The organism is Comamonas testosteroni ATCC 11996 (genome assembly GCF_000241525.1).
Classification (GTDB): domain Bacteria; phylum Pseudomonadota; class Gammaproteobacteria; order Burkholderiales; family Burkholderiaceae_C; genus Comamonas; species Comamonas testosteroni.
The window spans coordinates 263,401-283,243 of sequence record NZ_AHIL01000002.1 but is presented as its reverse complement, the minus strand read 5'-3'; the positions used below and the strand labels follow the sequence as shown (position 1 = coordinate 283,243).

Below are 19,843 nucleotides of genomic sequence, written 5' to 3'. Positions count from 1 at the left end.
GCCCCGCCGCAAGGCACAAAAAAGCCCGCCGTGCTCCCTGCACGGCGGGCTTTTGTTTTTGCCCCGTAATTAACGGCTGACGTTGGCGTCAGCCACGGTCAGCGCCGTCATGTTCACGATACGGCGCACCGTGGTGCTGGGCGTCAGCACATGCACGGGCTTGGCCGCACCCAGCAGCACCGGGCCCACGGCAATGCCACCGCCGGCCGCCTGCTTGAGCAGGTTGTAGCTGATGTTGGCAGCGTCGATATTGGGCGAGACCAGCAGGTTGGCATCACCCAGCAGCGTGCTGTTGGGCATGAGCTTGGCGCGGGCCTTGCCGTCCAGAGCCACATCGCCGTGCATTTCGCCATCCACTTCGAGCCAGGGTGCCTGCTCGCGCAGCAGCTCCAGGGTCTGGCGCATCTTGATGGCGCTGGGCTGGTTGCTGGAGCCGAAGTTGGAGTGGCTCAGCAGCGCAGCCTTGGGCTTGATGCCGAAACGCATCATTTCCTCGGCAGCCATGATGGTGATCTCGGCCAGTTGCTCGGCCGTGGGGTCGTAGTTGACGTGGGTGTCGACCAGGAACACCTGGCGCTCGGGCAGCAGCAGGCCGTTCATGCAGGCATAGGTGGCCACGCCGCTGCGCTTGCCGATGACCTGATCAATGTAGTTCAGGTGCACATTGGTGTTGTTCCAGGTGCCGCAGATCAGGCCGTCGACCTCACCCTTGTGCAGCAGCATGGAGCCGATCAGCGTCAGGCGGCGGCGCATTTCGATCTTGGCGATGGGCGCGGTGATGCCCTTGCGCTCCGTCATGCGGTGATAGCTCTGCCAGAAGTCGCGGTAGCGCTCGTCATGCTCGACGTTGACCACGTCGTAGTCGGCACCTTCCTTCATGCGCAGGCCGAACTTCTCGATGCGCTGGGCAATGATGGTGGGACGGCCGATCAGTGTCGGGCGCGCAATGCGTTCGTCCACCACGATCTGGGCCGCGCGCAGGATGCGCTCTTCCTCGCCCTCGGCATAGGCCACGCGCTTCTTGGTGGCCTTCTTGGCGGCATGCACGATGGGCTTCATCATGGTGCCGGAGGCGTAGACAAAGGTCTTCAGGTGCTCGCGGTAGGCATCCATGTCCTGGATGGGGCGCTTGGCCACGCCGGCTTCGGCCGCTGCCTGGGCCACGGCGGGTGCCACGATCAGCATCAGGCGCGGGTCGAAGGGCTTGGGAATCAGGTACTCGGGGCCGAAGCTCAGCACTTCGCCCACATAGGCGGCTGCCACTTCTTCGGACTGCTCGGCCTGGGCCAGCGCGGCAATCGCGTGCACGCAGGCGATCTCCATCGAAGTGGTGATGGTGGTCGCACCGCAGTCCAGCGCGCCACGGAAGATGTAGGGGAAGCACAGGACGTTGTTGACCTGGTTGGGGTAGTCCGTGCGGCCCGTGGCGATGATGGCGTCGTCGCGCACCGCCTTCACATCTTCAGGAATGATTTCCGGGTTGGGGTTGGCCAGCGCGAAGATGATGGGCCTGGCCGCCATCTTCTTGACCATGTCCTGCTTGAGCACGTTGCCGGCGGACAGGCCCAGGAAGGCGTCGGCGCCCTCGATCACCTCACCCAGCGTGCGCAGCTCGGTCTTCTGGGCAAACAGCGCCTTGTCCGGGTCCATCAGCTCGGTACGGCCCTCATAGACCACGCCGGCGATGTCGGTCACGAACACGTTCTCGCGCTTCAGGCCCACTTCCAGCAGCAGGTTCAGGCAGGCCAGCGCCGCGGCGCCAGCACCCGAAGCCACCAGCTTGACCTCTTCGATCTTCTTGCCCGCCACCTTGAGCGCGTTGACCATGGCGGCTGCCACGGTGATGGCCGTGCCGTGCTGGTCGTCGTGGAAGACGGGAATGTTCATGCGCTTGCGCAGCTCGCGCTCCACGAAGAAGCACTCGGGTGCCTTGATGTCTTCGAGGTTGATGGCGCCGAAGGTGGGCTCCAGCGCAGCAATCACGTCGACCAGCTTTTGCGGGTCCTTCTCGTCGATCTCGATATCGAACACATCGACGCCGGCGAACTTCTTGAACAGCACGCCCTTGCCCTCCATCACGGGCTTGGAAGCCAACGCGCCGATATCGCCCAGGCCCAGCACCGCCGTGCCGTTGGAGATCACGCCCACCAGGTTGCCGCGGCTGGTGTACTTGAAGGCTGCAGCCGGGTCCTTGACGATTTCCTCGCAAGGCGCAGCCACGCCAGGCGAGTAGGCCAGAGCCAGATCATGCTGATTGGCCATGGGCTTGGTTGCCGTGATGGCCACCTTGCCGGGCTTGGGGAACTCGTGATACTCCAGCGCCGCCTGACGCAGCAACGCACGTTTATCAATCGAGGTAATGGGCTTGGTGTCGGACATCAGCGGTCTCCAGCTCGCAAAGTAAGTCATCCGCAGTAAGGACTCTCTATGGGCACACAGCCCGGCCCCTGTGCTCCCGCGGACGATGAAATCGGATTTTGGATTGTAGGCCGAGCGCTATCAAAAAAAGAGGGGTTGCAGCTCGGCGTTTAAGGTCAAACAGCCATGACTGTTCAATAACAATGCAAACGAAATCATAACATTATGCAAACAGCGCATAACATATGGAGATTTTGCACTTCAGGGCGTGCAGGCATCGTCGCGATAGAGCTTGGCATAAGGCACGCCATCGAAATGCAGCTTCCGGCTGTCCTGCAAATGCGGCATCGCCGTGCGGATGTCGTACCCCTGGGCAGCAATCAATATCTCGGGTGCCAGAGTCGTGCTGTGTTCCAGAGGACTGTCAGAGACCGCCACCTCTTTGCTCCCTTGGAGACTCCTCATTGCCTCATTCGCCCAATATGCCAGCGGCACCTCCAGCACTGACTGATCATTACCCTGGCGAGGGCTGTCCACACAAGGAGGAACTCCAAGGCCATGATCAGACACGTAAAGCAGCGCGCTGGGCGCGTCAGACGCCTCATCCACCATGCGAATCCAGTCGGCCAGCAGGTCCGAGGTATAGCGAATCGAGTTATCGTATGCATCTGCGCCCTCATAGCGGGAACGAGGGTAGCGCTGGGAGATATCGGGATGACTGCCATAGGTATGAAGAACCACTAGCTTATGTGACGCGTCATCCGCCAGCGACTTCTCCAGCCAAGTCGTCATTACTTCGTCATGTGCCCCATTGCCCACCTTGGCATAGACATCCGCAGAGCGACGCAATATCTGCGAGTACATATCCTCGCTCTTGTCATTGAATCTAGAGTTCGAAAAGACAAAGGTCTTGTAGCCAGCATGCCGCGCCAAATCCAGGAACGAAGGCGAGGCATTTTTCTGGCTGTCGAAAGCAGACTGCCCCGTCAAAATATAGGGCAGCGCCTTTGCGGTATTGAAGCCATGAGCCATGACCTTGTAGGTACGCAAACCGGAAACCTGCCTCAGTGACTGATTGGTATCGTCTTCCTGATAGCCCAATAGTGACCAGCGATGGCTGCTGGCGCTCTCACCAATAATCACCACCAAGGTGTTCGCCTGAGATGCGCTTGGCCTGGCAGGCAGTGTCGGCTGATAGAAAACCTCTTTTTCCAGATCTCCATAGCGCACCGCAGCCTTGGCCATATGCATGGGGTAGATATGACGCAGTTTATGCACATAGTCATTGACGGTGAACTGCTGGGTCATGCCAAAGGCAAAAAAGCTGGTCCAGAGCAATCCTATGCCCAGCAGTATTCTTTTCTCCCATTTCTGAAATGGAGCTGCTCCAGCCTTGCAGTTTTTAAAGAGAAAGTAGCCACATCCGAAACTTGCCACCAGCCAGCACAGCACGACAAGAATCATCTGGCGATTGATAGAGTTCAGGAACTCGGCAGCCTCATGAGCCTCGGTGCGCAGCAGCGTGGCAAGGGAAAACTCATCGATCATGTTTCCCAAAAACTGGGCATGAAAAATATTCGCAGCGCCAATAAAAATCAGAAGTGGAATACAGATCGCCAGAGACTTTCGGGACAGCGCCAAAGGATAGAAGAACAGCGCGGCCAACAATGTGTAGCCCACCTCTTTTCCATATGAGCGAATTAGAAACGGCGGTGAAAAAAGCAGTATCCAGGCTAGTAGAGAGCCCAGTCTCATTGCAAAGGAAGATATATTCATTTTTCGTGACAGTTTTGTGACGATTGTATGAAATACTTCTTTTGTTAAATAGCCGCCCAAGCAGCGCTCACCACTGATTTCCTAGGACTTGACCCACAGGGCTATGATTCGCGGCTTCTCTTCTCGACCGAAAGTCCGCCCATGCTGCCCCGCCACAACGACCCGATTGCCGCTATCGCCACCGCTCCGGGGCGTGGTGCCGTGGGCATCGTTCGGGTCTCCGGCAAAGGCATTGCTGCGCTGGTCCGGACGCTTTGTGGCAAGGCGCTGAAACCGCGCGAAGCGACTTATCTGCCCTTCAGGGACGCGGGCGGCTCGCCCATCGACCATGGCCTGGCCATCTACTTTCCGGGCCCGCACAGCTACACGGGCGAGGATGTGCTGGAGCTACAGGCCCACGGCGGCCCTGTGGTGCTGCAGCTGCTGCTGGCGCGCTGTCTGGAAGCAGCACAGAGCGCCAATGAAGATGGCAAGCCAGTGCTGACTGGACTGCGCCTGGCCCAGCCCGGCGAGTTCACCGAGCGCGCCTTTCTTAACGACAAGATCGACCTGGCCCAGGCCGAGGCGATTGCCGACCTCATCGATGCAAGCACCGAAGCGGCCGCGCGCAGTGCCAGCCGCTCGCTGTCCGGCGCGTTCTCGCAGGAAATCCATGTGCTGCGCGATGCTCTGGTGCATCTGCGCATGCTGGTGGAGGCCACACTGGACTTCCCCGAAGAGGAAATCGACTTTCTGCAGAAGGCCGATGCCTTTGGCCAACTCGAGCGCCTGCGCGCCCAGGTCACTGCCGTGCTGGCACGCGCCCACCAGGGCGCGCTGTTGCGCGAAGGCATCAAGGTGGTGATTGCCGGCCAGCCCAATGCGGGCAAAAGCTCGCTGCTCAATGCGCTGGCAGGGGCCGAGCTGGCCATCGTCACCCCCATTGCCGGAACCACGCGCGACAAGGTGCAGCAGACGATTCAGATCGAGGGCGTGCCCCTGCATGTGATCGACACCGCAGGCCTGCGTGACAGCGATGACGAGGTGGAGCGCATCGGCATTGCACGCGCCTGGGACGAGATTGCAGCGGCCGATGCCGTGCTCTTCCTGCATGACCTGACCCGCGTGGAGCAGGCCGACTATGCGGCAGCCGATGCCGATATCGCCCGCACCCTGCAGGACAGGCTGCCCGCGCAGGTGCCGGTCATTCATGTCTGGAACAAGACCGATATGGCGGCTGCCGACGTGCAGTCCCGTCACACCGCCCAGCTCAATGCCGAGCAGATCGCCTTGTCCGCCCGTACCGGCGACGGCCTGGATGCGCTGCGCAAGCGCCTGCTGGAAGTGGCGGGCTGGCAGTCCGCCCCCGAGGGCCTGTACCTGGCACGCGCCCGCCATGTGGAGGCCCTGCAGGCCGTGGATGCCCACCTGGAGATGGCCGACGAGCAGTTGGCTGCGCAATCCGCCCATCTGGACCTGCTGGCCGAGGAGCTGCGCCTGGCCCAGCTGTCGCTGAACTCGATTACCGGCGAATTCAGCTCAGACGACCTGCTGGGGGTGATCTTCTCCAGCTTCTGCATCGGCAAGTAAGGCCGCAGGCCGGCCCTCCGCCCTGTTCGAGCGGGCATAAAAAAACGCCACCTTTTCAGGTGGCGTTTTTGTTGGCGCTGGCGCCGTGCTTACTTGCCTTCGGCAGCCTTGCCGAACTTGGGCAGGTTGAACTGAGGCGGCACGCCCATGCGCTTGTTGATGATCCACTGCTGAGCGATCGACAGAATGTTGTTCGTCAGCCAGTACAGCACCAGACCCGAGGGGAAGAAGAAGAACATCACGCTGAACATCAGCGGCATGATCCACATCATCTTGGCCTGCATGGGGTCAGGAGGAGCGGGGTTCAGGGCGGTCTGCAACAGCGAGGACAGTGTCATCAGCAGCGGCAGGATGAAGAAGGGATCCGGCACCGAAAGGTCATGAATCCAGCCAATCCAGGGTGCGTTGCGAATTTCCACGCTGGACTGCAGCACCCAGTACAGAGCCATGAAGACAGGGATCTGAATGACGATGGGCAGACAGCCGCCCATGGGGTTGACCTTCTCCTCGCGGTAGATGCGCATCATCTCCTGCTGCATCTGCTGGGGCTTGTCCTTCAGACGCTCGCGCATTTCCTGAATGCGGGGGTTGATGGCCTTCATCTTGGCCATCGAGGAGTACGCCTTGGCGTTGAGCCAGTAGAAGGCGATCTTCAGCAGCACCACCAGGGCCACGATGGACCAGCCCCAGTTGCCGATGAACTTGTGCAGCTCGGACAGCAGCCAGTACAGCGGCTTGGCCAGAATCGTCAGCCAGCCATAGTCCTTGACCAGTTCCAGACCGGGCGAGAGCTTTTCCAGCATGGGCTCGATCTGAGGACCGGAGAACAGGCGCGAGCTCACGGTCTTGGTCTGGCCAGGCTCCACCGTGCCCACGGGCGTGATCATGCCCACTGCATAGAGGTTGTCGCCCACCTTGCGCACGAAGTTGTCGCGCTGGATGCCGTCGGCCAGCAGCCAGGCGCTGGCGAAGTAATGCTGCACCATGGCCACAAAGCCATTGGGAGAGGCCTTGTCGACCTCGGCTTTGCCGCTTTCGATGTCCTTGAACTCGACCTTGTGGTACTTCTTGGCGTCGGTATAGACGGCAGGACCGGTGAAGGTGGAATAGAAGCTGGACTCATGCTCAGGCTTGTTGCCGTCGCGCACCAGTTGCATGTACAGCTGGGGGTTCACGGCGGTCGAGCCAGTGTTGACCACATCGTGCTGCACATCGACGGCATAGGAGCCGCGCTTGAGCGTGAAGGTCTTGATCAGCTTCACACCGCCCTGGTCGGCGGACTCGAAGCGCACTTGCACGCTGTCCTGACCGTCCTTGAGCTCGCGCTCGCCGGGCATCACGGTCATGGGAGTCTTGTGCGTGGGGAAGTTGCCGCCGATCAGGCCGGTCTGACCCAGGTAGACGCGCTTGGCGTTTTGCTCGAACACCTGCATGAGCTTCTTGTCATCCGTGGTGTCGGAGTACTTGAGCAGCTCGGAAGCTTTTAGCGTGCCACCTTCGCTGTCGAAGGTCAGACGCATCACATCGCTGTCCACGATCACGTCCTGACGGGGCGTCACGGCTGCTGCGGGCTGAGCCGCAGCATTGGCAGCACCGGGCACATCGCCGGCAGAAGCGGCAGCGGCGGGCTGGGGCACGCTGACGTCAGCAGGCTTGGCATCAGCCGCAGCAGGCGCGCTGACCGTCTGCGGCGATGGGAAGAAGGTGGGCTTTTTGCCGTTATGGATTTGCCACTTGTCCCAGAGCAAAACCATGGAAAAGCCAAATATCACCCACAGTATGGTGCGGCGAATATCGTTCATGAAGACTTCTTAGGTGAGGAAGGTTGGGTGGTCGCGGAAGAGTCCGAGGCATTGTCCAGAAAGGAAAACAGCCTGGGCTTTTGCTGTGGCACGGGATCATGCCCTCCGTCACACCACGGATGACAACGCGCCAGCCGGCGCACCGTCAGATAAGAGCCTACCGCAGCGCCGTGTTGCTCCAGCGCTTGAAGGGAATAGGCCGAGCAGGTCGGCTCGAAGCGACAGGCCGAGCCCAGCCAGGGACTGAGCAGCAGCCTGTAGCCACGCACTACAGCCATGAGCAGTCGCTGCATCATGGCTGGTTCTCCGGCTGATTCGCTATTGAATCAGTAGCCTCTTGCGCTTTGCCGTCAATGGCTTGAGGTGAATTCTTCTTCAAATCCACCTCCGCCTCAGCGGCCTGACGGGCCTGCGTCAGGCGGCGCGCCCCGGTCGCAAAAAGCTGTTGCAGTTCCTTGCGGACCGCTGCCTTGAGCTGATCCGAAGTTGCACTGACGAATTGCTTACGGTCAAACCCCGAGCGCAGGCGCACCACATAGGAAGCACACAGCAGGGCGTCTTCGTAATCCGAGGACACCGCATAGATCTGGCGCTTGATGGTGTGACGCGTGACAGAGCGGCGTGCCCAGCGCTTGGGCACCATGGCACCCAGCCAGGCCTGCTTGCGCACGGCACCAATGCCAAACAGGGCCTGCGGATCATTCGATCCGGGCCCTGTCCTGGGGTTGGCAACCATGTCGGTAACCTCGGCCACCAGCTCCATGCGGTGCAGGGCGAAGTGCGGGGTACGGGCAATCGTACCCGCGGACATGGTGGCCTGGAATTGCGGACGCGTTTTCAGCCTTTGCATAGGAGAGCCTCCGTTCAGAGGCCTTCAGCGCAGCGAATGAGCAGACCGCTAGCCAACGCCGGCCTTAGACGGCCAGACGCTTGCGGCCCTTGGCGCGACGTGCGTTGATCACGGCACGGCCACCCTTGGTCTTCATGCGGACCAGGAAACCGTGGGTACGGGCGCGGCGGATCTTGGAAGGTTGGTAAGTACGTTTCATGTTGGTTCCTTGAGAAGGTTCAGTATTTGCGTCGGCAAGGCGCCATGTTCGCGCCCGACCATTCCGGTTTTGCGCCGCACACTGTCACCGCCAAACCCGATATTTTTTCACATGCCGTGCATGTCATCGGGCCAGAAGGCAACAAACGGAACAAAGCACCCGCCACAGCTCCTAAAGCAACTGGGCGCGCGCGCACAAAAAAGGCGCCCGGCTCATATCACCCTGAACACATTCAGGGAAACCGGGGATTATCACAGCGTTGCGCCTTTGATGCAATGACCCTTGAATTTGCTAAGGACTCGCAGGGTATCCCGTCAAGCACCTGCGTGGCCCAGAGATTCTTTACAAACAGCAGGCTGCCAATCTATTAGGATGTGCAGCCTATAACGCACTGGAGTCGGGGACAGCCTTCTGATATTTTGTGGATAACTTCCGCAAAAGCTACAATACCAACCCCGCAACTGTTCCTCCTATCCACAATTAGACTTTTGACAATGACAGAGGAACCAACCAATGATGCAGGCCAGGCCCTGTGGCAGGTCTGCGTTGAGCAACTGGGTCAGGAGCTGCCAGAGCAGCAATTCAACACCTGGATCAAGCCGCTGACGGCACTCGTTGCAGAAGATTTTTCCAAGGTCACCGTCTATGTGGCCAACCGCTTCAAGCTGGACTGGATCCGTGCCCAGTATGCGGGTCGCATCTCGGCCATGCTGGAGTCGCTCTACGGCCAACCCGTCACCCTTGAGTTAGCACTTGCTCAGCGGGAAAGCGTTGTCCGTACTTATGTGCGCCCTCCGTCGTCGACACAGCAGGCTGCGCCGCAGACGCACAATGTCGCTGTGCCCACCGTCACCAGCGAAGAGGCCAGCGCACCTGTTTTCCGCACCCGGTTGAACCCGGCCCTCACCTTCGAGACGCTGGTCGAAGGTACGGCCAACCGCATGGCGCGCTCGGCCGCCATGCATGTGGCAGGCTCGCCCGGCCACCTCTACAACCCGCTGTTCATCTACGGCGGTGTCGGTCTCGGTAAGACCCACCTGGTGCATGCTGTGGGTAACCAGCTGCTCAAGGACAAGCCCGACGCCAAGATTCTCTACATCCACGCCGAGCAGTTCGTCTCGGATGTGGTCAAGGCCTACCAGCGCCGCACCTTCGACGAGTTCAAGGAACGCTATCACTCGCTCGATCTGCTGCTGATCGACGATGTGCAGTTCTTCGCCAACAAGGACCGTACGCAGGAAGAGTTCTTCAATGCCTTCGAGGCCCTGCTGGCCAAGAAGAGCCATATCGTGATGACGTCCGACACCTATCCCAAGGGTCTGGCCAATATTCACGAGCGCCTGGTCTCGCGCTTCGACTCCGGCCTGACGGTGGCCATCGAGCCGCCCGAGCTGGAAATGCGCGTGGCGATTCTGATCAACAAGGCCCGCGCCGAGAACGCCGACATGCCTGAGGAAGTCGCCTTCTTCGTGGCCAAGAACGTGCGCTCCAACGTGCGTGAGCTCGAAGGCGCGCTGCGCAAGATCCTGGCCTATTCGCGCTTCAACCAGAAGGAAGTGTCGATCCAGCTGGCGCGCGAGGCGCTGCGCGATCTGCTCAGTATTCAGAACCGCCAGATCTCTGTGGAAAACATCCAGAAGACGGTGGCTGACTACTACAAGATCAAGGTAGCCGACATGTACAGCAAGAAGCGCCCGGCCAGCATTGCCCGGCCGCGCCAGATTGCCATGTACCTGGCCAAGGAGCTGACGCAGAAAAGCCTGCCCGAGATCGGCGAGCTGTTTGGCGGCCGCGACCACACCACGGTGCTGCACGCCGTACGCAAGATTGCGGGCGAGCGCCAGACCAACACCGAGTTGAACCAGCAGCTCCATGTGCTGGAACAAACGCTCAAGGGTTGATGAAAACTCCCCCATGAATGTCACTCACACAGGGCAAAATGGGGAATTCACGCGGCATGAGGGAGCGTCCGCCCTGCCCTGCGGACGCCGCCGCGTCAAAACAAATGCGCACTTAAATCACTGAGGTTGACATGATCGTCCTGAAAGCCACACAAGACAAAGTTCTCGCGGTCCTGCAATCGGTGGCCGGCATTGTCGAGCGCCGCCACACGCTGCCCATTCTGGCCAATGTGCTGATCAAGAAGACCGGCAATGCACTGCAGCTGACAACCAGCGATCTGGAAATCCAGATCCGCACCACGGCCGAGCTGGGCGGCGACGCCGGCGACTTCACCACCACCATCGGTGCCCGCAAGCTGATCGACATCCTGAAGACCATGCCCGGCGACCAGACCGTGAGCCTGGAGACGCAGCAGTCCAAGATGATTCTGAAAGGCGGCAAGAGCCGCTTCACGCTGCAGACCCTGCCCGCCGAAGACTTCCCGCTGGTGCAGGAATCGGCCGCCTTCGGCCCCGCCTTCAGCGTGCCGCAAAAAGTGCTCAAGGACCTGCTGGGCCAGGTCTCCTTTGCCATGGCCGTGCAGGACATCCGCTACTACCTGAACGGCATTCTGTTCGTCGCCGAAGGCAACACCCTGAGCCTGGTGGCCACAGACGGCCACCGCCTGGCCTGGGCCAGCGCCACGCTGGATGTGGAAGTGCCCATCAAGCAGGAAGTGATTCTGCCGCGCAAGACCGTGCTGGAGCTGCAGCGCCTGCTGTCGGACGCCAGCGGCGAGAACCAGCCCGTCATCGAGATGCAGTTCGCCAACAACCAGGCCAAGTTCACCTTTGGCGGCATGGAGTTCGTGACCAAGCTGGTCGAAGGCAAGTTCCCCGACTACAACCGCGTCATCCCGCGCAACCACACCAACAGTGTGACCCTGGGCCGCGCCCCGCTGCTGGCATCGCTGCAGCGCACGGCCATCATGACCAGCGACAAGTTCAAGGGCGTGCGCCTGTCGGTCGAGCCCGGCACGCTGCGCGTGGCGTCCAACAACGCCGAGCAGGAAGAAGCCATGGACGAGCTCGACATCGACTACGGTGGCGACACCATCGAGATCGGCTTCAACGTGACCTACCTGATCGATGTGCTCACCAACATGAGCCAGGACATGGTCAAGATCGATCTGCAGGACGGCAACAGCTCGGCTCTGGTCACCATCCCCGAGAACGAAAGCTTCAAGTACGTCGTGATGCCCATGCGCATCTGAGTGGACCGAACGCAGCCAGCCATTTCATTGCCTGAAATAACAGGAGCAGCTACCGCTCGTCCTGTAATGATTTCAGGCAAGTATTCATTTGAAAGTTATGCAGGTCAGGCGCCAACAGCTCCTGATCTTGTAGCAGCAAGGTAATTTCATGACCGAAGAGAACAAGCCAGACACCCAGACCGCCGCAGATGCAGGCGGCTATGGCGAAGGCGCAATCCAGATCCTGGAAGGCCTGGAAGCCGTGCGCAAGCGCCCAGGCATGTACATCGGTGACACCTCGGACGGCACCGGTCTGCACCACCTGGTCTTTGAGGTCGTGGACAACTCCATCGACGAAGCGCTGGCCGGCTACTGCGACGACATTCTGGTCACCATCCACGCCGACGGCTCGCTGTCCGTGATCGACAACGGCCGCGGCATTCCTACGCGCGTGAAGATGGACGACAAGCACGAGCCCAAGCGCTCGGCGGCCGAAATCGCCCTGACCGAGCTGCACGCCGGCGGCAAGTTCAACCAGAACAGCTACAAGGTCTCGGGCGGCCTGCACGGTGTGGGTGTGTCCTGCGTGAACGCGCTGTCCATCTGGCTCAAGCTCACCGTCAGCCGCGACGGCGTGCGCCATGAAATCGACTTCTCGCGCGGCTTTGTGCAAAACCGCCTGATCGAAGTCGTGGACGGAACCGAAGTCTCGCCCATGCGCGTGGTCGGCCCCAGTGACAAGCGCGGCACCAAGGTGCACTTTCTGCCCGACCAGGAGATCTTCAAGGAGAACTTCGAGTTCCGCTATGAAATCCTGGCCAAGCGCCTGCGCGAGCTGTCCTTCCTGAACAACGGCGTGCGCATCCGCTTGAAGGACGAACGCGACGGCAAGGAAGACGACTTCTCGGGCGCCGGCGGCGTCAAGGGCTTTGTGGAATTCATCAACGGCACCAAGAAGGTCCTGCACCCCACCACCTTCTACGCCGAAGGCACACGCCCGGCAGAGACCTATGGTGGCATTCCCGGCACCGAAATCGGCGTCGAAGTCGCCATGCAGTGGAACGACAGCTACGCCGAGCAAGTCCTCTGTTTCACCAACAACATTCCCCAGCGTGACGGCGGCACCCACCTGACCGGCCTGCGCGCCGCCATGACCCGCGTCATCGGCAAGTACATCGCCGACAACGAACTCGCCAAGAAGGCAAAGGTCGAAGTCACCGGCGACGACATGCGCGAAGGCCTGTGCTGCGTGCTCAGCGTGAAGGTGCCCGAGCCCAAGTTCTCCAGCCAGACCAAGGACAAGCTGGTCAGCTCCGAAGTCCGTGCGCCCGTGGAAGACATTGTCGGCAAGCTGCTCGCCGAGTTCCTCGAAGAAAAGCCCAACGACGCCAAGATTCTCTGCAACAAGATTGTGGAAGCTGCCCGCGCCCGTGAAGCCGCGCGCAAGGCCCGCGAAATGACGCGCCGCAAGGGCGTGCTGGACGGCATGGGCCTGCCCGGCAAGCTGGCCGACTGCCAGGAAAAAGATCCTGCGCTGTGCGAAATCTACATCGTCGAGGGTGACTCCGCCGGCGGCTCCGCCAAGCAGGGTCGCGATCGCAAGTTCCAGGCCATCCTGCCGCTGCGCGGCAAGATCCTGAACGTGGAAAAGGCCCGCTACGAAAAGCTGCTGTCCAGCCAGGAAATCATCACCCTGATCACCGCCCTGGGCACCGGCATCGGCAAGGTCAGCGAAGACTCGGGCAAGAGCAGCAGCGACGACTACAACCCCGACAAGCTGCGCTACCACCGCATCATCATCATGACCGACGCGGACGTGGACGGCGCCCACATCCGTACCCTGCTGCTGACCTTCTTCTACCGCCAGATGCCCGACCTGGTCGAGCGCGGCCATATCTACATCGCCCAGCCGCCGCTGTACAAGGTCAAGAACGGCAAGGAAGAGCTCTACCTCAAGGACGGCCCTGCCCTCAACAAATACCTGCTCAAGATCGCGCTGAACCATGCCAGCGTGAACACCGGCGGCGACAATCCGCGCACCGTGGAAGGCGAAGAGCTGGCCAAGCTGGCCAACATGCACCTGGCCGCCGAAACCGTCATCGAGCGCCTGTCCAACTTCATGGATGCCGAAGCCCTACGCGCCATTGCCGATGGCGTGCAGATCAAGCTCGACACCATCGAGCAAGCCCAGGAGTGCGCCCCGATTCTGGAAGCCAAGCTGCGCGAGCTGACCACCACCGGCGTGCCTGCCGATGTGACGGCCGAGATCGACCCCAACAGCGAGCACCCCATCCTGCGCATCAGCCGCCATCACCACGGCAATATCAAGAGCTCCATCCTGACCCAGGAGTTCGTGCGCAGCCATGACTACGCCGCCCTGTCCGACGAAGCGCAGAACTTCGTCGGCCTGCTGAGCGAAGGCGCCAAGGTCACGCGCGGCGAAGGCGAGAAGGCCAAGACCGAAAAGGTTGGCGATTTCCGTCAGGCCATGGCCTGGCTGATCTCCGAAGCCGAGCGCACCACGGGCCGCCAGCGCTACAAGGGTCTGGGTGAAATGAACCCCGAGCAGCTCTGGGAAACCACCATGGACCCCAATGTCCGCAGTCTGCTGCAGGTCAAGATCGGCGACGCCATCGAGGCCGACCGCGTCTTCACCATGCTCATGGGCGACGAGGTCGAACCGCGCCGCAACTTCATCGAAGACAACGCGCTGCGTGCGGGGAATATCGACGTTTGATTTTTGCCCAGGCGTAGGGCGCCAAATTAATTGCGACTGGGTGACACAGTTGCCGCGAATGGGCTAGCTATTGGTGGGTGAGCATCAAAAAAGCCCCGCAACTCAACAAAGTTACGGGGCTTTTTTTGCGGTGCGAGGTCTGAATTACAGGTTGGCTGCAGCCGTCGCCTATCGACTGTGGATTCAACCGATGGATGCAACACATTCGTTAAACATCTTTTCCAGAGATCCCACATCAGGGCCTTCTGAGCTTCGGTGTAGTAAGTCCGCGGTCTTTGCTTCATGCCAACACTCCATCCGCCAGATGGCAGTCATTGTGTTGCATTGACCAGTTAAATCCACAACCCAAATCAGACAGCCAAATTACTAACGATTGAGTTAAGCGGCGCAAAGCAGTCCGCCTTGAACGAAATGTTAGGCCTAAGCGGACTCGCTGATCCGTAGAATTTTTGGTTCGTCCTCGGAAAGGACACTAACGCAATCAGCATCTCCGGCAACCAGATATTCCTTGATGCTTGAATAGAAACCAGACTGCATGAGTGGTGAGTGAGGAAGTTGCTGGCTAAGCCAGCCACCTTCAACTACTTCATATACGACCGAGTTACTTGTGCCATCCAAGAGCTCAACAGAGATATGCCAGAACTCGGGGGTGTCTCGCTCGTCGAGCACCCTAACGCCAGTCGGGTTGTTAAAGATGACTCGCCACTGTCCATCCCATGGAGAGAATGTTGCGACGGTGATTGTCAGTGCACCATCCAGCTCAACACTCAGCACTCGCTGTTCTTTGGAGGGAGTGGGTGAGCCCAATCCTCGGAGCTTCGTTGTTTTTTTCATGAGGCTAACGAGATTCAGAGGACACGCAACAGGCAAGTCTAGTTCGCCTAATACTGTATGAGTGCGCAACTTGACAGGCAAATTAGCTGTTGTCATGTTTAGACAAAACTAAAAATTTGATCTCAGTCTTGGTGTGAATGCTGTAAGCCACGGTCCGAAGGACTGCTCCTGGCCGGTCTGAGACATTCACCAACACAGCAGCCTGAGTCGCACTAACTGTGTCACATCCTTGCCCAGTCTCAGCAACTTTGGCGGCTTGCGAGCTGATGCTGTGGCGTCGTCACGCATCTCTACAGTGAGGACAGTCTCACTATTTGTGGCGGCTTACGCCTGGTGCAAAACCCGAAAAAAGGCCAGCGTCAGCTGGCCTTTTTTATTTCAGCCTCTGCACCGAAGCCCTGGCCTTCACGCGCTCGAAATGGGCCGCCACACGCGGGAATTCGGCGATGTCCACGCCGTCGCCCTTGAGCCAGCCGGCCACGGTGTAGAGATAGCCGTCGGCCACGGTGAACTGCTCGCCCATCACCCAGGTCTTGTCGCCCAGATAGTGCTGCTCGATCACGGCAAAGCATTCGCGCATGTTCTGCGGCACCTTGGCGCGCATGGAGGCCTGGGCGGCCTCGTCGTCGGCCCAGCGCGAGGCGCGCGGACGGTGAGCGTGGGCGATGTGCGCGGTCGATGCCAGATAGGCATTGAACTCCTGCATCTGCGCCAGCGCAAAGGGATCATGGAGCGGAGCCAGTCTTGCCTGCGGATGGGTCTGCGCCACGTACAGCAGCAGCGCAGGAGTCTCGGTCAGCACGCCGTGTTCCGTGGCCAGCGCGGGCACTCTGCCCTTGGGGTTGATGCTCAGGTATTCGGGGCTGCGCTGCTCGTTGTCGGCAAAGCTCAGCGTCTTGAGCGTGAACTGGGCATCGGCCTCATAAAGCGCAATCAATACGGCCTGCGCGCAGGTGCCAGCTGCGTAGTAAAGCGTGGTTTGGCTTGCCAAAATCGTTCTCCCGTGGATGGTGATGTGCCTATGCAGTGTAGGCTGCTGCGCAGCCGGCTCAATCCCATGAACCGGGTCTGCTCATAGCAATGGCGCAAGGCAGACATCGACATCTCATGGCAGCATCGCGCTTCTGCCAGAAGTGCCCCACCCGAAATGAAATCCTCCATCCGCATTGTTGACGTCGACCGCCTGGAAACCTGGAGCAAGTACAAGGCCGGCATGTGTGACAGCTGCGCGGCCAATTGCTGCACCATGCCGCTGGAGGTACGCCTGCCGGATCTGGTGCGCCTGGAGCTGGTGGACCCGTTTGAGGTCGAGAACATCGAGCCCAAGCTGATCGCCAAGCGGCTGCTGAAGATGCGCCTGATCGACCACTTCAACCCCAAGCACGAGATCTTCACCATGGCCCGCCGGGCAGGCGGAGACTGCAATTTCCTGGACAAGAACACGCGCCGCTGCACGGTCTATGAAAAGCGCCCGGAGACCTGTAGATTGCATCCCAAGAAAGGGCCCAAACCGGGCTTCTGTGCCTACGGTAACAAGGCGCTTTCATAGCAGCAAGCCGCCTTCAATTCCTGGCAAGATCGGGGCATGGAGACATCACAAAAGGGCCAGCCTTGGAGCACAACAGAAGTTCGGGCAACCGTCCAAAGTTATCTGAACATGCTGCAGCAAGAGCTGGCCGGGCAACGCTACAACAAGGCGGCTTGCCGACAGCTTCTATTCCAGCAACTGAACGGTATCCGATCGCCTGCGTCCATTGAATTCAAGCACTGCAATATCAGTGCAGTCATGCGTCTTCTTGGCTACCCTCACATCAAGGGTTATCAGCCGCGGTTCAACTTCCAGTCGCTGCTGATGGAGGAAGTCGAATCCCAGCTTCAGCAATGCCAGGCGCTGGAGGCCATCGTGCAATTTGCCGTGACTCAACCGGCAGTTGAGTACCTCGCTCCGGCATTCGACACTGTGCAGCAAGAGCCCCCGAAGCGCACGCCCAAAGCGGCTGAGCCCACCGCGACTTATGCCCTGCACAGTGCCGCTAAACGTGACTATCTGGCTCAGGAAGCACGCAATCGTTCACTGGGTTTGGCCGGCGAAAAATTTGTGCTGGCTTATGAGCAATGGCAGCTTGAAAAGCAAGGACTGCACAAGCTGGCAAGCAGGGTCGAGCATGTTGCCGAGTCGCTGGGGGATGGACTGGGTTTTGATGTGCGATCCTTCGACCTGCACGGCAAGGAAAAGCTGATCGAAGTAAAGACCACCAGCTTTGCCAAAGAAACGCCATTTTTTGTCACACGCAATGAGCTGCAGGTGTCACAGCAAGAATCTTCTCGCTTTCATCTATACCGTCTTTATGACTTCAGAAAGCGCCCTCAGTTGTTTGATCTCCCAGGAGCGATCGACAGCCATTGCCAGTTGGATGCACAAAGCTATCGCGCCAGCTTCTAACGACGAGACTCCGATCTCACCCTTACGCCACGGCAGGCAACCAGATGCGCGCCACCATGCCTGGATGGGCGTTGTGAAAACTGAGCTTGCCGCCATGCAGCTGGACAATGGCCAGCACGCTGGCCAGGCCCAGTCCGTAGCCCGGGCGATCCGATTCCGCGCGGTAGAAGCGGGTAGTCATTTTCTCCAGGGTCTGAGGATCTGCGCCCGGTCCCTGGTCCTGCACGGTGATCTCCACCCCCCATGCGCCATCGCTGCCCTGCTCCTGCGCAGGGGCCGCACGCAGCAGCACGTCAGCGCCATGGATATCGTCGGTTGACGCTCCGTATTTAATAGCGTTATCAACAAGATTGGAGACAGCACTGGCCAACAAGTCACCATCGCCCAGGGCCTGCACACCTTCCTGCACATCCAGCCTGAGAATGCCCCCGGCGTCTTCCACCAGTGGCTCGTAGAAGTCCACCACATCGACCAGCAAGGCCTGCAGATCAACCGGCGCAAAGCTCTTGCGACTGGCTCCGCTTTCCACTTCGGCAATCTGCAAGAGCTTCTCGAACACCACACCGAGTTCAGCGACTTCTTCGGCCACCAGCGCCAGCGTGGCGGACTGCATTTCGGGGCTGGCCTGCTGCGCGTTGCGCAGGCGCAGCAATATGCGCGTCAGCGGCGTTCTGAGGTTGTGCGCAATGCTGTTGGAGACATGGCGTATGCCTTCCATCAGCTGCTCGAGCCGATCGAGCATGGCGTTGATATCGCGGTTGAGCAGCGTGAATTCATCACCGCGCTGATCGACCGGAATGCGCTGTCGCAAATCGCCCGCCGCAACGCGCGACATGGTGTTGCGAATGGCTGCCGCGCGCTCATCCACCACACGCCTGAAGACCATGGCACCTATCAGGGCCATGATGCAGGCAGCAACGGCCGCCAGCAAGCTGGCCTGACCGAACAGCTCCTCCATGTCGCGCTGCAGCTGCATGTCGCTGCCTACGGCCAGCAGATTGCCATTGGGCATTTCGACCACGGCAACCCGGCCCACCATCAGCCGCCCGTTGCGCTTCACGGTCAGCTCACGCACACCCATGATGCTGAGCTTGCGCGGAGGATAGACCTCGGCATTGCTGACAATGGTCTCGCCTTGCGGGTTCATGAGAATGAGGATTTCCGTGTCGGTATTCACACCGTCACGAATGGTCTGCAGTATCTCGCTTTCCAGCGCTCCAGGGCCGTATTTGGCCGAGTGCTCGGTCAGTCTGCGCACATGGTTCTCGGCCTGCTTGTCGAGCCTCACCCGCACCACGCCGACGGTCTGGACATAGAAGACGGCCAGCACAATGGCCATGGTCAGCACCATGAGGCCGCCATAGCTGAGTGCCAGCCTGAAGGCCAGTGAACTCCAGGGTCTGGAGCGCATCATCAGACCACCTCGGGCAGGTCTTGCGGCTGGTCCGAAAGGCTGTAGCCCACACCGCGCACGGTATGGATGAGAGGCGTGGCAAAGCCTTTGTCCACCTTGCTGCGCAGGCGGCTGATGTGCACGTCGATCACATTGGTCTGCGGATCGAAGCGGTAATCCCAGACCGACTCCAGCAGCATGGTGCGCGTGACGATCTGATGCGCATGCTGCATGAGAAACGCCAGCAGACGGAACTCGCGCGGCTGCAGCGAAAGCGGCTGGCCGGCGCGCTCGGCACTGCGTGAAATCAGGTTGACGCGCAGATCGGCCACCTGCATCTCGCGTGTGGGAGCTGGTATCTGTGCGCGGCGCACCAGGGCTTCGAGCCTTGCCGATAGCTCGGAAAATGCAAAGGGCTTGGTCAGATAGTCATCGCAGCCGGCCTTGAGCCCGCGCACTCTCTCATCCGTGGCAGACAAGGCGCTGAGCACCAGCACCGGCGTCTGCTTGCCCATGGAGCGCAGTGTCTGCAGAATCTGCAGCCCGTCAAAGCCATTGGGCAACATGCGGTCGAGGATGATGACATCCCAGTTCTCGCCAACAGCCTGTGCAATGCCTTGCACGCCGTCACCGCAGACGCTGACATGCGCGCCTTGCTGGCGCAACCCTTCAGCGATGTAACGCGCGTTGAGCGCATCGTCTTCGATGATGAGGTAGCGGTACATGCTGAGTCTGTCTCTGGCCGTTGG

At 60.0% G+C, this 19,843-nt stretch carries 17 protein-coding genes; 7 read left to right on the top strand and 10 right to left on the bottom strand.

Annotated elements, in window-relative coordinates; genetic code table 11:
* Window positions 1-69: 69 nt before the first annotated feature.
* Both CTATCC11996_RS01235 and CTATCC11996_RS01230 read right to left on the bottom strand, forming a co-directional pair.
* Window positions 70-2,379, bottom strand: coding sequence for an NADP-dependent malic enzyme (locus CTATCC11996_RS01235; RefSeq protein WP_003072131.1), 2,310 nt, complete (start codon window positions 2,377-2,379; stop codon window positions 70-72).
* Window positions 2,380-2,619: 240 nt separating this feature from the next.
* On the bottom strand, window positions 2,620-4,038 hold the full coding sequence (locus CTATCC11996_RS01230) for a sulfatase-like hydrolase/transferase (protein ID WP_003072130.1): 1,419 nt from the start codon (window positions 4,036-4,038) through the stop codon (window positions 2,620-2,622).
* A gap of 237 nt (window positions 4,039-4,275) precedes the next feature.
* Here CTATCC11996_RS01230 and mnmE point away from each other — a divergent pair, with 237 nt between their 5' ends.
* Window positions 4,276-5,703, top strand: coding sequence for a tRNA uridine-5-carboxymethylaminomethyl(34) synthesis GTPase MnmE (gene mnmE / locus CTATCC11996_RS01225; RefSeq protein WP_003072128.1), 1,428 nt, complete (start codon window positions 4,276-4,278; stop codon window positions 5,701-5,703).
* Window positions 5,704-5,792: 89 nt separating this feature from the next.
* On the opposite strand, the gene yidC is transcribed toward mnmE, so the two are convergent.
* The 4 genes from yidC to rpmH all read right to left on the bottom strand — a co-directional run bounded on the left by yidC (window position 5,793) and on the right by rpmH (window position 8,554).
* Window positions 5,793-7,505, bottom strand: a complete 1,713-nt coding sequence (yidC, locus tag CTATCC11996_RS01220; RefSeq protein ID WP_003072126.1) for a membrane protein insertase YidC — start codon at window positions 7,503-7,505, stop codon at window positions 5,793-5,795.
* Window positions 7,502-7,801, bottom strand: a complete 300-nt coding sequence (gene yidD, locus CTATCC11996_RS24715; RefSeq protein WP_003060017.1) for a membrane protein insertion efficiency factor YidD — start codon at window positions 7,799-7,801, stop codon at window positions 7,502-7,504. Before yidD ends, yidC begins: the two co-directional genes overlap by 4 nt.
* The gene (locus tag CTATCC11996_RS01215; protein WP_003072124.1) at window positions 7,798-8,355 is read right to left on the bottom strand and encodes a ribonuclease P protein component; all 558 of its coding nucleotides are present in this window, start codon (window positions 8,353-8,355) and stop codon (window positions 7,798-7,800) included. Before CTATCC11996_RS01215 ends, yidD begins: the two co-directional genes overlap by 4 nt.
* A 64-nt stretch (window positions 8,356-8,419) precedes the next feature.
* Window positions 8,420-8,554, bottom strand: a complete 135-nt coding sequence (gene rpmH / locus CTATCC11996_RS01210; RefSeq protein ID WP_003060014.1) for a 50S ribosomal protein L34 — start codon at window positions 8,552-8,554, stop codon at window positions 8,420-8,422.
* 44 nt (window positions 8,555-8,598) lie between these two features.
* Here rpmH and CTATCC11996_RS25385 point away from each other — a divergent pair, with 44 nt between their 5' ends.
* The 4 genes from CTATCC11996_RS25385 (at window position 8,599) to gyrB (ending at window position 14,424) form a co-directional block, all read left to right on the top strand.
* Window positions 8,599-8,925: a hypothetical protein gene (locus CTATCC11996_RS25385; protein WP_138983832.1), complete on the top strand. Its 327-nt coding sequence runs from the start codon at window positions 8,599-8,601 to the stop codon at window positions 8,923-8,925.
* A 123-nt stretch (window positions 8,926-9,048) separates the two neighbouring features.
* Window positions 9,049-10,455, top strand: coding sequence for a chromosomal replication initiator protein DnaA (gene dnaA, locus CTATCC11996_RS01205; RefSeq protein WP_003064795.1), 1,407 nt, complete (start codon window positions 9,049-9,051; stop codon window positions 10,453-10,455).
* 131 nt (window positions 10,456-10,586) lie between these two features.
* Window positions 10,587-11,708, top strand: coding sequence for a DNA polymerase III subunit beta (gene dnaN, locus CTATCC11996_RS01200; protein ID WP_003064798.1), 1,122 nt, complete (start codon window positions 10,587-10,589; stop codon window positions 11,706-11,708).
* A gap of 148 nt (window positions 11,709-11,856) precedes the next feature.
* Window positions 11,857-14,424, top strand: coding sequence for a DNA topoisomerase (ATP-hydrolyzing) subunit B (gene gyrB, locus CTATCC11996_RS01195; protein WP_003072120.1), 2,568 nt, complete (start codon window positions 11,857-11,859; stop codon window positions 14,422-14,424).
* A 420-nt stretch (window positions 14,425-14,844) separates the two neighbouring features.
* Here the strand turns inward: gyrB and CTATCC11996_RS01190 are convergent, their stop codons facing one another.
* Complete coding sequence (locus CTATCC11996_RS01190) at window positions 14,845-15,258, bottom strand: hypothetical protein (RefSeq protein WP_034347926.1); 414 nt, start codon at window positions 15,256-15,258, stop codon at window positions 14,845-14,847.
* A 373-nt stretch (window positions 15,259-15,631) separates the two neighbouring features.
* A complete protein-coding gene (locus CTATCC11996_RS01185) occupies window positions 15,632-16,249 on the bottom strand; it encodes a glutathione S-transferase family protein (RefSeq protein ID WP_003072117.1) in 618 nt (205 codons plus the stop codon).
* A 156-nt stretch (window positions 16,250-16,405) separates the two neighbouring features.
* Here CTATCC11996_RS01185 and CTATCC11996_RS01180 point away from each other — a divergent pair, with 156 nt between their 5' ends.
* A complete protein-coding gene (locus CTATCC11996_RS01180; protein ID WP_003072116.1) occupies window positions 16,406-16,807 on the top strand; it encodes a YkgJ family cysteine cluster protein in 402 nt (133 codons plus the stop codon).
* 36 nt (window positions 16,808-16,843) lie between these two features.
* Window positions 16,844-17,701, top strand: a complete 858-nt coding sequence (locus CTATCC11996_RS01175) for a protein NO VEIN domain-containing protein (RefSeq protein WP_233506392.1) — start codon at window positions 16,844-16,846, stop codon at window positions 17,699-17,701.
* 22 nt (window positions 17,702-17,723) lie between these two features.
* On the opposite strand, the gene CTATCC11996_RS01170 is transcribed toward CTATCC11996_RS01175, so the two are convergent.
* On the bottom strand, window positions 17,724-19,115 hold the full coding sequence (locus CTATCC11996_RS01170) for a sensor histidine kinase (RefSeq protein WP_003072112.1): 1,392 nt from the start codon (window positions 19,113-19,115) through the stop codon (window positions 17,724-17,726).
* Entirely contained in the window at window positions 19,115-19,819 is a 705-nt protein-coding gene (locus CTATCC11996_RS01165; protein ID WP_003065317.1) for a response regulator transcription factor, read from the bottom strand. The genes CTATCC11996_RS01170 and CTATCC11996_RS01165 overlap by 1 nt, the downstream gene beginning before the upstream one ends.
* Between the last annotated feature and the right edge of the window lie 24 nt (window positions 19,820-19,843).

Excerpts from the sequence above, each read along its gene's own strand:
- CTATCC11996_RS01170 (WP_003072112.1), bottom strand. The coding sequence starts at position 19,115 with ATGATGCGCTCCAGACCCTGGAGTTCACTGGCCTTCAGGCTGGCACTC.
- CTATCC11996_RS01180 (WP_003072116.1), top strand. The coding sequence starts at position 16,406 with ATGAAATCCTCCATCCGCATTGTTGACGTCGACCGCCTGGAAACCTGG.
- CTATCC11996_RS01165 (WP_003065317.1), bottom strand. The coding sequence starts at position 19,819 with ATGTACCGCTACCTCATCATCGAAGACGATGCGCTCAACGCGCGTTAC.
- mnmE (WP_003072128.1), top strand. The coding sequence starts at position 4,276 with ATGCTGCCCCGCCACAACGACCCGATTGCCGCTATCGCCACCGCTCCG.
- CTATCC11996_RS01235 (WP_003072131.1), bottom strand. The coding sequence starts at position 2,379 with ATGTCCGACACCAAGCCCATTACCTCGATTGATAAACGTGCGTTGCTG.
- rpmH (WP_003060014.1), bottom strand. The coding sequence starts at position 8,554 with ATGAAACGTACTTACCAACCTTCCAAGATCCGCCGCGCCCGTACCCAC.
- gyrB (WP_003072120.1), top strand. The coding sequence starts at position 11,857 with ATGACCGAAGAGAACAAGCCAGACACCCAGACCGCCGCAGATGCAGGC.
- CTATCC11996_RS25385 (WP_138983832.1), top strand. The coding sequence starts at position 8,599 with ATGTTCGCGCCCGACCATTCCGGTTTTGCGCCGCACACTGTCACCGCC.
- CTATCC11996_RS01215 (WP_003072124.1), bottom strand. The coding sequence starts at position 8,355 with ATGCAAAGGCTGAAAACGCGTCCGCAATTCCAGGCCACCATGTCCGCG.
- dnaN (WP_003064798.1), top strand. The coding sequence starts at position 10,587 with ATGATCGTCCTGAAAGCCACACAAGACAAAGTTCTCGCGGTCCTGCAA.
- CTATCC11996_RS01190 (WP_034347926.1), bottom strand. The coding sequence starts at position 15,258 with ATGAAAAAAACAACGAAGCTCCGAGGATTGGGCTCACCCACTCCCTCC.
- yidC (WP_003072126.1), bottom strand. The coding sequence starts at position 7,505 with ATGAACGATATTCGCCGCACCATACTGTGGGTGATATTTGGCTTTTCC.
- yidD (WP_003060017.1), bottom strand. The coding sequence starts at position 7,801 with ATGATGCAGCGACTGCTCATGGCTGTAGTGCGTGGCTACAGGCTGCTG.
- dnaA (WP_003064795.1), top strand. The coding sequence starts at position 9,049 with ATGACAGAGGAACCAACCAATGATGCAGGCCAGGCCCTGTGGCAGGTC.
- CTATCC11996_RS01175 (WP_233506392.1), top strand. The coding sequence starts at position 16,844 with ATGGAGACATCACAAAAGGGCCAGCCTTGGAGCACAACAGAAGTTCGG.